The sequence below is a fragment of the Enterobacter sp. BNK-34 genome, from assembly GCF_048684445.1.
In the GTDB taxonomy this organism is placed as follows: Bacteria; Pseudomonadota; Gammaproteobacteria; order Enterobacterales; family Enterobacteriaceae; genus Enterobacter; species Enterobacter pseudoroggenkampii.
On record NZ_JBLQUA010000001.1, the window covers coordinates 3,898,234 to 3,912,270 of the forward strand.

14 protein-coding genes are annotated in these 14,037 nt (G+C 53.5%); 3 read left to right on the forward strand and 11 right to left on the reverse strand.

Annotated features, from left to right (window positions below; translation table 11 throughout):
• Nucleotides 1-13 precede the first annotated feature (13 nt).
• A complete protein-coding gene (gene osmB / locus ACMGG5_RS19075) occupies nucleotides 14-232 on the forward strand; it encodes an osmotically-inducible lipoprotein OsmB (protein WP_008501216.1) in 219 nt (72 codons plus the stop codon).
• Nucleotides 233-337: 105 nt separating this feature from the next.
• Here the strand turns inward: osmB and yciH are convergent, their stop codons facing one another.
• From yciH to pgpB, 5 genes are all read right to left on the reverse strand, one after another.
• The gene (gene yciH / locus ACMGG5_RS19080) at nucleotides 338-664 is read right to left on the reverse strand and encodes a stress response translation initiation inhibitor YciH (RefSeq protein ID WP_032647566.1); all 327 of its coding nucleotides are present in this window, start codon (nucleotides 662-664) and stop codon (nucleotides 338-340) included.
• Entirely contained in the window at nucleotides 664-1,401 is a 738-nt protein-coding gene (pyrF, locus tag ACMGG5_RS19085; RefSeq protein WP_024907123.1) for an orotidine-5'-phosphate decarboxylase, read from the reverse strand. Before pyrF ends, yciH begins: the two co-directional genes overlap by 1 nt.
• Nucleotides 1,402-1,586: 185 nt before the next feature.
• The gene (gene lapB, locus ACMGG5_RS19090) at nucleotides 1,587-2,756 is read right to left on the reverse strand and encodes a lipopolysaccharide assembly protein LapB (RefSeq protein WP_023335944.1); all 1,170 of its coding nucleotides are present in this window, start codon (nucleotides 2,754-2,756) and stop codon (nucleotides 1,587-1,589) included.
• 6 nt (nucleotides 2,757-2,762) lie between these two features.
• Nucleotides 2,763-3,071, reverse strand: coding sequence for a LapA family protein (locus ACMGG5_RS19095; protein ID WP_023312067.1), 309 nt, complete (start codon nucleotides 3,069-3,071; stop codon nucleotides 2,763-2,765).
• 148 nt (nucleotides 3,072-3,219) lie between these two features.
• The gene (gene pgpB, locus ACMGG5_RS19100) at nucleotides 3,220-3,987 is read right to left on the reverse strand and encodes a phosphatidylglycerophosphatase B (RefSeq protein WP_032647569.1); all 768 of its coding nucleotides are present in this window, start codon (nucleotides 3,985-3,987) and stop codon (nucleotides 3,220-3,222) included.
• 197 nt (nucleotides 3,988-4,184) lie between these two features.
• On the opposite strand from pgpB, the gene ribA reads away from it, so the two are divergent.
• Nucleotides 4,185-4,775: a GTP cyclohydrolase II gene (gene ribA / locus ACMGG5_RS19105; protein ID WP_008501210.1), complete on the forward strand. Its 591-nt coding sequence runs from the start codon at nucleotides 4,185-4,187 to the stop codon at nucleotides 4,773-4,775.
• A 35-nt stretch (nucleotides 4,776-4,810) separates the two neighbouring features.
• Here the strand turns inward: ribA and acnA are convergent, their stop codons facing one another.
• The 5 genes from acnA to topA form a co-directional block, all read right to left on the reverse strand.
• Nucleotides 4,811-7,486, reverse strand: coding sequence for an aconitate hydratase AcnA (gene acnA / locus ACMGG5_RS19110; RefSeq protein WP_157189308.1), 2,676 nt, complete (start codon nucleotides 7,484-7,486; stop codon nucleotides 4,811-4,813).
• A 161-nt stretch (nucleotides 7,487-7,647) separates the two neighbouring features.
• Nucleotides 7,648-7,746, reverse strand: a complete 99-nt coding sequence (gene ymiC, locus ACMGG5_RS19115; RefSeq protein WP_032623144.1) for a small membrane protein YmiC — start codon at nucleotides 7,744-7,746, stop codon at nucleotides 7,648-7,650.
• 311 nt (nucleotides 7,747-8,057) lie between these two features.
• Nucleotides 8,058-8,198, reverse strand: coding sequence for a YmiA family putative membrane protein (locus ACMGG5_RS19120; protein ID WP_213327741.1), 141 nt, complete (start codon nucleotides 8,196-8,198; stop codon nucleotides 8,058-8,060).
• A 338-nt stretch (nucleotides 8,199-8,536) separates the two neighbouring features.
• Nucleotides 8,537-9,511 (reverse strand): HTH-type transcriptional regulator CysB, encoded by a 975-nt coding sequence (gene cysB, locus ACMGG5_RS19125; RefSeq protein WP_024907120.1) that lies wholly within the window; start codon nucleotides 9,509-9,511, stop codon nucleotides 8,537-8,539.
• A 187-nt stretch (nucleotides 9,512-9,698) separates the two neighbouring features.
• Nucleotides 9,699-12,296, reverse strand: a complete 2,598-nt coding sequence (topA, locus tag ACMGG5_RS19130) for a type I DNA topoisomerase (protein ID WP_024907119.1) — start codon at nucleotides 12,294-12,296, stop codon at nucleotides 9,699-9,701.
• A gap of 399 nt (nucleotides 12,297-12,695) precedes the next feature.
• Between topA and ACMGG5_RS19135 the strand changes: the two genes are divergently transcribed.
• Nucleotides 12,696-12,947 (forward strand): YciN family protein, encoded by a 252-nt coding sequence (locus ACMGG5_RS19135; RefSeq protein WP_023312072.1) that lies wholly within the window; start codon nucleotides 12,696-12,698, stop codon nucleotides 12,945-12,947.
• A gap of 34 nt (nucleotides 12,948-12,981) precedes the next feature.
• On the opposite strand, the gene sohB is transcribed toward ACMGG5_RS19135, so the two are convergent.
• Nucleotides 12,982-14,028, reverse strand: a complete 1,047-nt coding sequence (gene sohB / locus ACMGG5_RS19140) for a protease SohB (RefSeq protein ID WP_024907118.1) — start codon at nucleotides 14,026-14,028, stop codon at nucleotides 12,982-12,984.
• Nucleotides 14,029-14,037: the final 9 nt, after the last annotated feature.

The window sequence follows — 14,037 nt, forward strand, 5'->3', positions numbered from 1 at the left end:
AGGAGAAAGTATTATGACCTTAACCAGCAAAAAATTAGCCGCCGCTGTTCTGGCAATCACTGTAGCAATGTCCCTGAGCGCATGCTCTAACTGGTCTAAACGTGACCGTAACACCGCTATTGGTGCCGGTGCCGGTGCTCTCGGTGGTGCAGTATTAACGGATGGTAGTACGCTGGGTACATTAGGTGGCGCTGCTGTCGGTGGTATTATCGGTCACCAGGTTGGCAAATAATTATTATCTTAGCCTTCCTCGATATTGCGATATTTAAACGCATTTCAGGTCTGACATACGCACGTATATAACACGAGCCACGGCATCTGCCGTGGCTCATTTATTTTAGCCGCCTGCCAGTTTGACTTTCAGGCCTTTAGCTTCCAGCAGCGATTTTATTAAATCGCGTTTATCGCCCTGGATTTCAATAATGCCATCTTTCACGGCACCGCCGCAGCCACATTTCTTTTTCAGCTCGGCCGCCAGCGTAGTCAGTTCAGCATCATCCAGGTCAATGCCGGAGATCAGGCAAACGCCTTTCCCTTTTCGTCCGCTGGTCTGGCGCTGGATCCGAACGATGCCGTCCCCCTTAGGACGTTCCACTTTCGCTTTCGGTTCGTCTATACGCCCACTCTCGGTTGAATAGACCAGACGACTGTTGGAATCGGTCATTACGCCCCCTTTTTCAGCGATGCGTTGATAGCCTTAAGCGTCTCAGCAGGGTTTGCAGACTGCGTCACTGGACGCCCGATGACCATATAGTCAACGCCCGCCGCCAGCGCCTGCTCAGGCGTCATAATGCGGCGCTGATCGCCCACGTCGCTGCCTGCAGGGCGGATCCCCGGCGTGACCAGTTTAAAATCCCGGCCCAGCGTTGATTTGAAACGTACCGCTTCCTGCGCGGAGCAGACGACGCCATCCAGGCCACACTGCTGCGTCAGACGCGCGAGACGTTCGGCATGTTCCGCAGGTGACAACGTCACGCCAAGGTCGCGTAAATCACTTTCGTCCATACTGGTCAGCACGGTGACTGCGATCAACAGCGGCGCATCTTTACCGAACGGCAGGAGCGCCTCACGGGCGGCGGTCATCATTCTTGCCCCACCCGACGCATGGACGTTGACCATCCATACGCCCAGCTCTGCGGCTGCGGCAACGGCGTGGGCCGTAGTATTCGGAATATCATGGAATTTGAGGTCGAGGAAAACGTCAAAGCCGCGCTGTTGCAGATCGCGAACGATTTGCGGTCCAAACAGCGTGAACATCTCTTTGCCAACTTTCAAACGGCAGTCGCGAGGGTCGATACCGTCGACAAACGCCAGTGCGGCGTCACGCTTATTGTAATCAAGCGCAACAACAACAGGAGAATCCGTAATTACGCGGGAAGTGGAGGATGTAACAGACGTCATGACCAGCCCTTTTCGTCTATGGGCGCGCAGCGGCGCGGAACAGATAAACGGCCAGCATTCTACCTGCCGACGCCGCAAATTGACAGGATCCATTTACGCGCCTGCCAGGCCGGCAAACCGCACGGAGTAAAGGATACGGTAAAAATCATCAGTATGTTGTAACTAAAATGGGGCGTTTTAAAAAATCACTGCCCGTCCAGACCACGAATGGGCTTGATGGTGGACCAGGCACGGCAGGAAGGACAGTGCCAGTAGAGCGTATACGCGGTAAAACCACACTTCTGGCAACGATAGCGCGGCTTGCTGCGCACCTGCTCGCCAACCATGTCGCGCAGGACCATCAGGCTCTCTTTGGCGCGCCCTTCTTCAGCATCGTTCAGGTGGTAATCCATCAACTTATGGAACACCCGCATGGTCGGATGACGCTGCAGCTGGCGCGTAATATACACCTGCGCGGTGTCGCTTCCCTCATACTGCTCAACAACGTCTGAGAGCATCAGTTCAGCGGTGGCGCCGGTATTTTCTTCCACGCAGCGACGCAGGAATGCTACCCACTCTTCCTGCTTGTCCAGCTGTTGATAGCAGGTTTGCAGCATTTCCAGCGTTTCACTGACCAGCTCTTTATCCTGGTCGATAACCCGCAGCAGGCTTTCAACGGCTTTGGCATAGTCGCCATTCGCCATAAAGACGCGCCCCATCATGATGGAGATTCGCGCGCTGTTGCGGTCCGCGGCGGCGCCTTTCTTCAGCAGCGCCATGGCTTTATCCATGTCGTCGTTACCCATCTGCTGAAGCGCAAGCTCACAGTAGAAATGGGCTATCTCAACGCGCTGCTTATCTTTACCCAGCTTCACCAGACGTTCAGCCGTATCAATGGCTTTCTGCCAGTCGCTGGTGGCCTGATAAATCTGCAGGAGCTGCTGCAGCGCGCCGATGCGGAAATCTGTTTCATCCACCAGCTGCGCGAACATATCTTCTGCGCGATCGTACAACCCCGCGGCCATGTAATCACGCCCCAGCTGTTGCACCGCAAGGAGACGTTGATCGTAGGTCAGCGAGGCGCTTTCCATCAGGGTCTGGTGAATACGAATGGCGCGATCGACCTCGCCGCGCGAGCGGAACAGGTTACCCAGGGTGAGATGCGCTTCAACCGTCCCTGTATCCTCTTTCAGCATATCGAGGAACAGGTCTACCGCTTTGTCCTGCTGATTGCTCAGGAGGAAGTTCACCCCCGCAACGTAGTCGCGGGAGAGCCGGTTGGCCTCATCCTGTTTTGTTTGTTGCGCACTTCTGCGGCCCATATACCAGCCATAGGCTGCGGCTACAGGCAAAAGCAGAAACAACAACTCCAGCATAGTCGATTATTCCTTCACGACCGGCACACCAGAGCTTTCCGGGATGTCAGACGCAGGGGCAATGTTATTTTCGAGTCGCTTAATTTTACGTTCAGCGCGCGCAAGAGAAACACGGACTTTCAACCAGAACAGACCGCAAACCAGCCAGCCAATGGCAAAGCCAGCAGCAAATAAGACCGCCAGCAGGCTCGAGACGCGATACTCACCCTGAGCCAGCAGATAGTTAAACGTCACCTGCTGATCGTTTTGTGCACCCAACGTGACTGAAATGACAAAAATCGCCAATACCAGTAAGAAAATGAGTAAATATTTCACATTACTTCCCGTTATGTGGTTCAAGCGAATAAAGTGTGTTCAACTCACCGCAATCAGCCTTATAAACTACCATTTTAGCGACGGGCGCGAAACGGAAAAAGTGACGCGCCAGTCATGTATCTATGGGCATAATACGGTTTATCAACCGTCAGGCGTCCGTTTGGTCCCTTTCGGCTATTTCTTCTTTCTCTTCTGGCGGTGGTGTAAGCGGGCCGCAGAATCGTTCAGCGAGCCAGGTCGCCAGCGTCACCAGCAGCCATGAGATAAGCGTGGCAACGACCAGGTCCCGCGGCCAGTGCATCCCCAGCAGTAAGCGGCTGCCCATAACCCCTGTCGCCCAGACCAGTAAAATCACGAGCGTGACCGTTCGACGCCTTGGCCACAGCAGCCCCACCCCCAGTAACGCCCAGCTGGCCGCAAACATGGTGTGACCGGAAGGAAACGCGAATCCCGTCTCTTTCTGCCAGTGTTTACGCAAGAATTTCGGGATATCCTGCTGTTCCGCAAGCTGTTCTTTCACCAGGGTTCCGCGATCTTTACGCTTTAAATTGTAGAACTCATCCACCGGAACATGATGCGTTTTTTCCAGCCAGACGACAAAAGGACGCGGTTCCTGAACGCGATCTTTTACCCAGGACTTCACGCCCTGACCAACAAGGATAGCGCCTCCGAGGATCGCAAAAAGCATCAGCGCCGCACGCAAACGAAAGCGCAGGCACCACAGAAACCAGGCGCAGAGGAGGACATGGGTAATAATTCCCCACGGCTGGGTGACCGTTTCCGTTATCCAGTATAACGTTTTCAGCCACGTGGCATTCTGCCCCGGCTGCCACATCCAGCCTGAGAGCCATACGGCCAGGGGCATAATCAGTAAAATGGCCGCGCCTGCTGCCGTACGTCTGGCGATTGAAAGCATGTCTTCTCCTTTTTCGCTAAGCCTCACAATCATAACTGAAATTCATTCGATGGGTGGATATGTCGGATCGTGCGTTTAACGTTCATATAGCATGGTGCCTATTAGGCGAACCTGCTGAGCTTGTGGCAAAATGAACTGATACAGAAAGCAAAACAGGGCAAAGGCACGAAACGTGTCAGCCTACTCTGGAGAATCACATGCAGCTTAAACGTGTGGCAGAAGCCAAACTGCCAACCCCATGGGGCGATTTCCTGATGGTGGGTTTTGAAGAACTGGCAACCGGACAGGATCATGTCGCGCTGGTGTATGGCGATATTTCAGGGCAGACGCCGGTGCTGTCCCGCGTCCATTCAGAGTGTCTTACCGGCGACGCGCTGTTCAGCCTGCGCTGTGATTGTGGTTTCCAGCTGGAAGCCGCCCTGTCTCATATTGCAGAAGAAGGCCGCGGCGTGCTGCTTTATCACCGTCAGGAAGGTCGTAATATTGGTCTGCTGAATAAAATCCGCGCTTACGCGCTTCAGGACCAGGGCTACGATACGGTGGAAGCAAACCATCAGCTCGGCTTCGCCGCTGACGAACGCGACTTCACCTTGTGCGCCGATATGTTCAAGCTGCTGGGCGTGGACGAAGTTCGTCTGCTGACCAATAACCCGAAAAAAGTGGAGATCCTGACCGAAGCGGGGATCAACATCGTTGAGCGTGTACCGCTGATTGTCGGCCGTAACCCGAAAAACGCCCACTACCTGGATACTAAAGCTGCCAAAATGGGCCATCTGCTGAAAGAGTGATAAAAAAAGCCCGGCACGCGTGCCGGGCTCGTTCATCAATCCAGCATCTTACGAATCACGTAATGTAAAATGCCGTCGTTCTGGTAGTAGGTCAGCTCGGTTGCCGTATCAATACGACACCGGCAATCCAGCACCTCGGTTTTGCCGTCTGCCCGCGTTAACGTTACCGGCACCGTTTTACCCGGCTGCAGGTTTTGCAGGCCGCTAATGTCAATCTGCTCTTCCCCGGTCAGGCCCAGCGTTTTACGCGTCACGCCCTGCGGGAACTCAAGCGGCAGGATCCCCATACCAATCAGATTCGAGCGGTGAATACGTTCGAACGATTCGGCGATGACCACGCGAACGCCAAGCAGACGCGGACCTTTCGCCGCCCAGTCACGGCTGGAGCCGGAACCGTACTCTTTCCCGGCAATCACCGCCAGCGGCGTACCTGCCTGTTGATATTTGACCGCCGCATCATAAATCGACACCACTTCCGTCCCCGGCAGATAGCGCGTCATGCCCCCTTCCACGCCCGGTACCATTTCGTTACGAATGCGGATGTTGGCAAACGTTCCGCGCATCATGACTTCATGATTACCGCGGCGCGATCCGTAGGAGTTAAAATCACGGCGTTCGACGCCCCGGCTTTGCAGATAACGACCCGCCGGGCTATCGGCTTTGATACTCCCCGCCGGAGAGATGTGGTCAGTTGTGACAGAATCCCCCAGCATCGCCAGGATACGCGCGCCGTGAATATCCTTAAGCGGCGCCGGCTCGGCCAGCATCTCATCAAAGAACGGCGACAGACGAATATAGGTCGAGTCATCCTGCCAGTCATAGGTATCAGAGCCAATGACGTTGATGGCTTTCCATTCCGGCGTGCCTTCAAAGACCTCCGCATATTCTTTGCGGAACATCTCGGTTGAGACCTTTTCAACGGCCAGCGCGATTTCACGCGAAGATGGCCAGATATCTTTTAGATAGACAGGGTCATTCTTGCGATCGTGCCCAATCGGATCGGTCACCAGGTTGATATTCATGTTCCCTGCCAGGGCATAAGCAACCACCAGCGGCGGTGAGGCCAGCCAGTTGGTTTTTACCAGCGGGTGAATACGCCCTTCAAAGTTTCGGTTGCCGGACAGGACCGCACCTACCGTCAGGTCACCCTGCTTAATCGCCGTTTCAATGGGTTCAGGCAGTGGACCAGAGTTACCAATACAGGTCGTACAGCCGTAGCCCACGAGGTTAAAGCCCAGCTCGTCAAGGTACGGCGTCAGTTTGGCCTGCGCCAGGTAATCCGACACCACTTTGGATCCCGGGGCCAGCGAGGCCTTGACCCATGGCTGAGGTTTTAGCCCAAGCTCTACCGCCTTTTTAGCCAGCAGACCGGCTGCCATCAATACGCTGGGGTTGGACGTGTTGGTGCAGGAGGTAATGGCGGCAATCACCACCGCACCATCCGGAAGCTGATACTGATGTCCGTTCAGAACATAGTCGACGGGACGATGGTCCTTCTGCGCCACGTTTACTTCCAGCGCATTGCTGGCGGCAAAGGCTTTTGGCACGTCACTCAGCGCAACCCTGTCCTGCGGGCGTTTCGGCCCTGCGAGGCTCGCTTCGACGCTTCCCATATCGAGTTCAAGCGTGCTGGTGAAAACAGGCTCATCGCCCGGATTGCGCCACATGCCCTGCGCTTTGGTGTACGCTTCCACCAGCGCGACCTGCTCTTCGCTACGTCCGCTAAGACGCATGTATTCCAGCGTCACATCATCAATAGGGAAAAAGCCGCAGGTTGCACCGTATTCCGGCGCCATATTGGCAATGGTGGCGCGGTCGGCCAGCGGCAGTGAATCCAGTCCGTCCCCGTAGAATTCGACAAACTTGCCTACCACACCATGCTTACGCAGCATCTGGGTGACAGTAAGCACCAGATCGGTGGCGGTAATGCCTTCAGACAGCCTGCCGGTGAGCTTGAAGCCCACCACATCCGGGATAAGCATGGATACCGGCTGGCCGAGCATGGCCGCTTCCGCTTCGATACCCCCGACGCCCCAGCCCAGCACGCCCAGACCGTTGATCATAGTGGTATGGGAGTCCGTGCCCACCAGCGTGTCCGGATAGGCGACCCACTCTTTATCCTGCAATTCGCTCCAGACGGCTTTACCCAGATATTCAAGGTTAACCTGGTGACAAATACCGGTACCTGGCGGGACCACGCTAAACCGGCTGAATGCCTGCTGCCCCCACTTCAGGAACACGTAGCGCTCGTGGTTACGCTCCATCTCCAGACGCACGTTCTCGCCAAAGGCGTCGTCATCACCAAAGCGATCGACGGTTACGGAGTGGTCAATGACGAGGTCAACAGGGGAAAGCGGATTCACTTTTGCCGTATCTCCGCCGAGACGCTTAACGGCCTCGCGCATTGCGGCTAAATCAACGACGGCAGGAACGCCGGTAAAGTCCTGCATCAGCACCCTTGCCGGGCGGTAGGCGATTTCTCTGTCGGCATGGGCTTTTTCAAGCCACCCTGCCAGCGCCTGGATATCATCGAGGGTGACAGAGTCACCGTCCTGCCAGCGCAATAGATTTTCCAGTAAAACTTTCAATGACTTGGGTAAACGCGAAATGTCCCCAAGCGTTCTGGCAGCCAGCGGCAGGCTGTAGTAATGCCAGGTTTTGTTTTCTGCCTGTAATGTGTCCTTACTGGCTTCGCGTAGGGTTAACGACATAAGCTCCTCCTTAATCACAGAGATGCCCTGACAATCATCAGGGCCGTAATTAAAGATAACACAAAGATGTCGTAACGTTTTGATAACAACCCAAATTGATAAATTTAGGATTGGTCCAGAACAGGAAAACAAAAAACCCCGCCGTAGCGAGGTTTTACAATTTAGTGGAGGGCCAACCAGATGAGTTGACTCCAGAACAGAATCGACACGGTAAAAACGCCGATCCATGACCAGTATTTGTGAGACGTCATGTTATTCATCATAGGGACACCAGGCATTATTTATAAAACGTTCCGAGGTTTGACCTCAGTGCTATATTGCTGATGTGTATTTATTAAAGAGTACAAAAGTGCAGAGTCGATATTCAGACTATTTGCATCATTACGCAATTTACTAAATTATTGTTTTTTGGGTTCGTCTTCTGCGAACACATCAATAAACGCTTGCTGCTGCGGCGTCAGTTTCCAGGACGCGGGTACAACAGTCGCAGGTGCTTTACGCCCTCTGTGGCCATTGTCACGATGCTGACACATCTGTTTTACCGAAGCTGTACGTACCGTCACTGCCATATTTAACCCCAATATTTCCAGGCCAGGAGAGCAACCACCACCCAAAACAGGGTAGAGACGAGAAAGACCGCCAGCCAGGCTTTACGCTTGAGCGCAGGATCCCTTTGCGGTTCTTCACTTCCTGAAGGCATTGCTAACCTCATACAATCGACATCGCTTATCATTTAGGACCAAACAATTGGTACAATTAATCATCTGTTGAGATAAATCCTAAAGAAACTTTAGCCGAAAAGCCAGTGAATTTACGCACCGGGAGGTATGAAATATTCAATCTTTTGACCAGAAATAAATAATTGAAAAGAAAAATTTGCGAAGGCGTAAATTAGTTTCTACTTTTGTCGCCAATTCACGACATTATAACCTTACGGATTAAATGGATAATGACATTATATGACAGGGGACACGTAGATGATGATAATTCTAATTTAGCTTTGAGGCGTTATTTCGGTATCTTTCCCTGAGGGAAAGATACCGGGTGTGATTATTTTTCGGGGAGTTTGATGTCTTTAAACATCTCTTCAATATCTTCATTTGAGCGTAATGCCACGGCGGTATCAACCACATCACGCGTTAAATGAGGGGCAAAGCGCTGAATAAAATCATACATATAGCTGCGCAGGAAGGTGCTGCGACGGAATCCAATCTTTGTGGTGCTATGACTGAAAACATCGTGCGCATCAAGACGCACCAGGTCAGGGTCTGACACCGGATCCACCGCCATGCTGGCAATGACGCCCACCCCCAGACCAAGCCGCACATAGGTCTTAATCACGTCTGCATCCGTCGCGGTAAAGACAATGCGCGGCGTTAGCCCTGCCCGGTTAAAGGCCGTATCAAGCTCGGAGCGGCCGGTAAAGCCAAACGTATACGTCACCAATGGATACTGGGCCAGCTCTTCGATAGAGACCGAGCCTTTACCCGCCAGGGGGTGATCCGGGGTCACCACGATGGAACGGTTCCAGTGATAGCATGGAAGCATGACCAGATCGTCATAGAGGTGAAGCGCTTCGGTGGCGATGGCAAAGTCTGCATTACCCTTGGAAACGGCTTCAGCAATTTGCGTTGGCGAGCCCTGGTGCATATGCAAAGAGACGCGGGGATAACGCTCGATAAAGCCTTTGATGACACCGGGAAGCGCATAGCGCGCCTGGGTATGCGTCGTGGCAATATACAGCGAACCTTTATCCGGCCAGGTGTGTTCCCCTGCCACTGACTTAATCGCATCGACTTTAGAGAGGACTTCCCGCGCAATGCGGATGATTTCCTGACCCGCGGGCGTCACCTGAGTGAGATGCTTACCGCTGCGGGCAAATATCTGGATACCTAACTCATCCTCCAGCATACGAACTTGTTTGCTGATACCCGGTTGCGAGGTATACAACCCCTCGGCGGTAGAAGAGACGTTAAGGTTATGATTCACCACCTCAACGATATAACGAAGCTGCTGTAATTTCATGCCAGACCATCCGATTTAGCGCATGCGGTCAATCGCTTAAGACGATTTAATAATAAGAAACAGGTTAACTATAACCACTATATCATTTATAGCCTGACTGTATAGTACGGAACAAAAAATAATAACAAGGCAATAAAAAAGGGCCGGAAATCCGGCCCTTTTACAGGTAAGTTACGGTAAGGGAAGATTATTTCTTGCCTTCAACCCATTTGCCATCGACAAAGAAAGCTGACCATCCGGTCGCTTTACCCTCTTTCTCGGCCGCAACATACTGCTGCTTGGTTTTACGGCTAAACCGTACCACGGTTTTGTTGCCTTCCGGATCCTGCTGTGGCGCATCGGCCAGATAACGCAGTTTCTCAGGCAGACGATCGCGGAAGCGATGCAGCTCTTCCACCAGCGGCGCGCGCGTTTCACGCGATTTCGGGAAGGTGTTGGCGGCCAGGAAGACACCCGCAGCGCCGTCACGCAGCACAAAGTACGCGTCAGATTTCTCGCACGGCAGTTCTGGCAGCGGAACCGGATCTTCCTTCGGCGGAGCCACTTCACCATTACGCAGAATTTTGCGCGTGTTTTTACACTCGTCGTTGGTACAGGCCATGTACTTACCGAAACGCCCCATTTTAAGGTGCATTTCAGAGCCACACTTCTCGCACTCTACAATCGGGCCGTCATAGCCTTTAATGCGGAACTCGCCCTCTTCGATCTCATACCCGTCACACGTTGGGTTATTACCGCAGACGTGCAGCTTACGTTTTGGATCGATCAGGTAGCTGTCCATTGCCGTGCCGCATTTTTTGCAGCGGCGTTTGGCACGCAGAGCGTTAGTTTCCGCATCGTCACCTTCCAGCACGTTGAGAACTTCGTTCTCAGGCACCAGGTTGATGGTGGTTTTGCAGCGCTCTTTTGGCGACAGCGCGTAGCCGGAGCAGCCAAGGAACACGCCCGTCGTGGCAGTACGAATCCCCATCTTGCGACCACAGGTTGGGCAGTCGATGCTGGTCAGAACCATCTGGTTAGGCAGCATGCCACCCTCTTCAGGATCCTTCTCCGCTTTCTCAAGCTGGTCGGTAAAGTCGCTGAAGAAGCTGTCGAGGACCTTTTTCCATTCCGCCTGATGGCTGGCAACCTGGTCGAGGCTGTCTTCCATTTGCGCGGTAAAATCGTAGTTCATCAACTCGCGGAAGTTAGCTTCGAGACGATCGGTGACGATCTCACCCATTTTTTCCGCATAGAAACGACGGTTTTCAGCGCGTACGTAACCACGGTCCTGAATCGTAGAGATGATGGACGCATAGGTCGACGGACGGCCAATACCGCGTTTTTCCAGCTCTTTCACCAGGGACGCTTCACTGAAGCGCGCAGGCGGCTTGGTGAAGTGCTGGGCTGGCACGAGATCAACCAGCGAGAGCTCATCCCCTTTGTTCACTGCCGGCAGAGTTCGGTCTTCATCACCTTTACGCAGCGCAGGCATCACTTTCGTCCAGCCGTCGAAACGCAGGATACGGCCACGCGCTTTGAGACGGAAATCACCCGCACCAACGGTCAGCGTGGTGGAGTCATACTGTGCCGGGGTCATCTGGCACGCCACGAACTGGCGCCAGATCAGCTGATACAGCTTCTGCGCGTCGGCTTCCATGTCTTTCAGTGATTCCGCTAACACAGAGACATCAGAAGGACGAATCGCTTCGTGTGCTTCCTGAGAGTTCTCTTTGCTGGCGAACTGGTTAGCGCTTTCCGGCAGGTATTTCTTACCGAAGTTGTCGCTGATGTAGCCGCGCACCATGTTGACCGCGTCCTGGCTCAGGTTGGTTGAGTCGGTACGCATGTAGGTGATGTAGCCCGCTTCATACAGGCGCTGAGCCATCATCATGGTCTTCTTCACGCCGTAACCCAGACGCGTGCTTGCAGCCTGTTGCAGCGTTGAGGTAATAAACGGCGCACCCGGCTTGCTGCTGGTCGGTTTGTCTTCACGTTCCAGCACCTGGTAGCGTGCTTTTTCCAGCAGCGCTACGGCGGCCATGGTCTGGTCGCGGTTTTCTGGACGGAAAGGCTTATCGTTCTGATGGCTGACCTGCAGCGGCAGAGCGTCACCGCCCGGCGTGGTCACATTAGCGTCAACTTCCCAGAACTCTTCCGGCACGAAGGCTTTAATCTCGCGCTCACGCTCAACGACCAGACGCACGGCGACGGATTGCACACGCCCTGCTGACAGGCCACGGGCAATCTTCTTCCACAGCAGTGGAGAAACCATGTAGCCCACAACGCGGTCCATAAAGCGACGTGCCTGCTGTGCGTTTACACGGTCAATATTCAGTTCGCCCGGCTTCTCAAACGCCTGACGAATCGCATTCTTCGTAATTTCGTTAAACACTACACGACTGTAGCGTTTGTCATCACCACCAATCACTTCCCGCAGGTGCCACGCAATGGCTTCCCCTTCGCGGTCAAGGTCGGTTGCGAGATAGATGTGGTCTGCTTTTTCAGCCAGCTGCTTCAGCTCGTTAACGACTTTTTCTTTCCCGGGCAGCACTTCATATTGTGCGTCCCAGTTATGCCATGGGTTAACACCCATGCGGTTGACAAGCGCGCTACGTTCATCCTTTTTAGGCTTTTTAGCCCCTTTGGTGGAGGTAGAGTCTGCGCTCTTTTTGCTGGCTGAGCCACTGGTCGGCAAATCGCGGATATGACCCACGCTGGACTTAACCACGTAGTCATTACCCAGATACTTATTGATCGTTTTGGCTTTTGCCGGGGACTCAACGATGACGAGAGCTTTACCCATATTCACCTTTACCTAATTTAATTCTTCCAGGAATACGCCGCACGTTGATTTCCCTTCCGCTGACGACGAGCCAATGATATTGCGACTGCGTCAGGAGATATCAACCCCTTTGTCTTACCGGGCGTTAAAGAAAAGACGCCCAGGTGATTGAGTTCTCGGGTATTTTTCTCACATCTCGTGTAATTCGTGACGAATTCCCGGTTGAATGTCAAGCAATTCTGTTGCCAGAATGACGAAAGCGCACACTCTACCTGATAAAATTCGTTACGCAACTTTATTAGCATGCAAAAGCAAATCCCGCCAGCCAGGTCCCTGTACCTTATCCCCTCACATTACAGGGAAAATTTGCCCCCAAAGCGCCCTCGGCGTAGACTATTGTCACTGTTTAAGGAGTGGATTATGCAGAATACGACCCAACCTATTGACCGAGCCTCTCTGCTTATCGAAGCAAACAAGCTTATCCGTGACCACGAAGATACGCTGGCGGGCATTGAAGCCACCGGCGTAGAGCAGCGTAATGGCGTGCTGATTTTCAGCGGCGAATACTTCCTTGATGAACAGGGCTTGCCGACCCCGAAAAGCACCGCCGTGTTTAACATGTTTAAATACCTGGCGCATACGCTTTCCGAGAAATATCACCTGGTCGATTAACGCAAAACGCGAGGCATGTGCCTCGCGTTTTTGTTTACAGCAGCGGTTTTTGTCCGCGCTGTAGCCAGCGCAGCAGCAGGCGGTCCGCGCTTTCTGCCGCACTGTTGGTAAAGCGGTCAAGAAGCCGCTTACGCTGGGTAAAGCGCACGCCCACCAGTTCCCGGCCTTCCATCAGGTTGAGCAGCAGATCGTCGCTGGTTCCGACTTCATCCACCAGCCCTTTCTCCTGCGCCTGGACGCCGTACCAGTGCTCGCCTGTCGCGACTTGTTCAATATCGAGCGTCGGGCGCATACGATGTACAAAATCTTTAAAGAGGTGATGCGTTTCGTTGAGATCTTCACGGAACTTTTGACGCCCTTCTTCCGTATTTTCCCCCAGAAGCGTCAGGGTACGTTTATACTGACCCGCCGTGTGAAGTTCGATATCAATCTCTTTATTTTTCAGGAAGCGGTTAAAGTTCGGAATTTGCGCGACCACGCCGATCGAGCCAATAATAGAAAACGGTGCGGCCACAATTTTGTCCGCCACGCAGGCCATCATGTAGCCTCCGCTGGCCGCCACTTTATCCACGGCCACGGTCAGCGGGATCTGTTTTTCACGCAGACGCTGCAGCTGTGAGGCGGCCAGTCCGTAACCGTGAACCACCCCGCCCGGGCTTTCAAGACGCACGACAACCTGATCCTGCGGTGTCGCCACGGCCAGAACGGCAGTCACTTCTTCCCGCAGAGAGGAAACCTCATGCGCATCCATACTGCCTTTAAAATCGAGCACATAGACACGCGGCGTGGCCTTATCCTGCGGCGCATTGAGCTTCGCTTTTGCCTTTGCCGCTTTGGCTTCCTGTTTATGCTTTTTCTTCTGCGCTTTCAGCCAGAGTTTCTGTTGATGACTATCAAGCAGCGCCAGAGACATATCTTCCTGCATCTCTTTATACTGCTCACTCAGGCGGGTGATGCGTAACTCCCCTCGCTGACGCTTGCGCTGCGTCAGGTTGACAATCAGAACGGCAACCACCGCAATGGCAATCACCACCGTCGCGATTTTGGCCAAAAACAACCCATATTGAGAAAGTAATTCCACGCGTTCCAC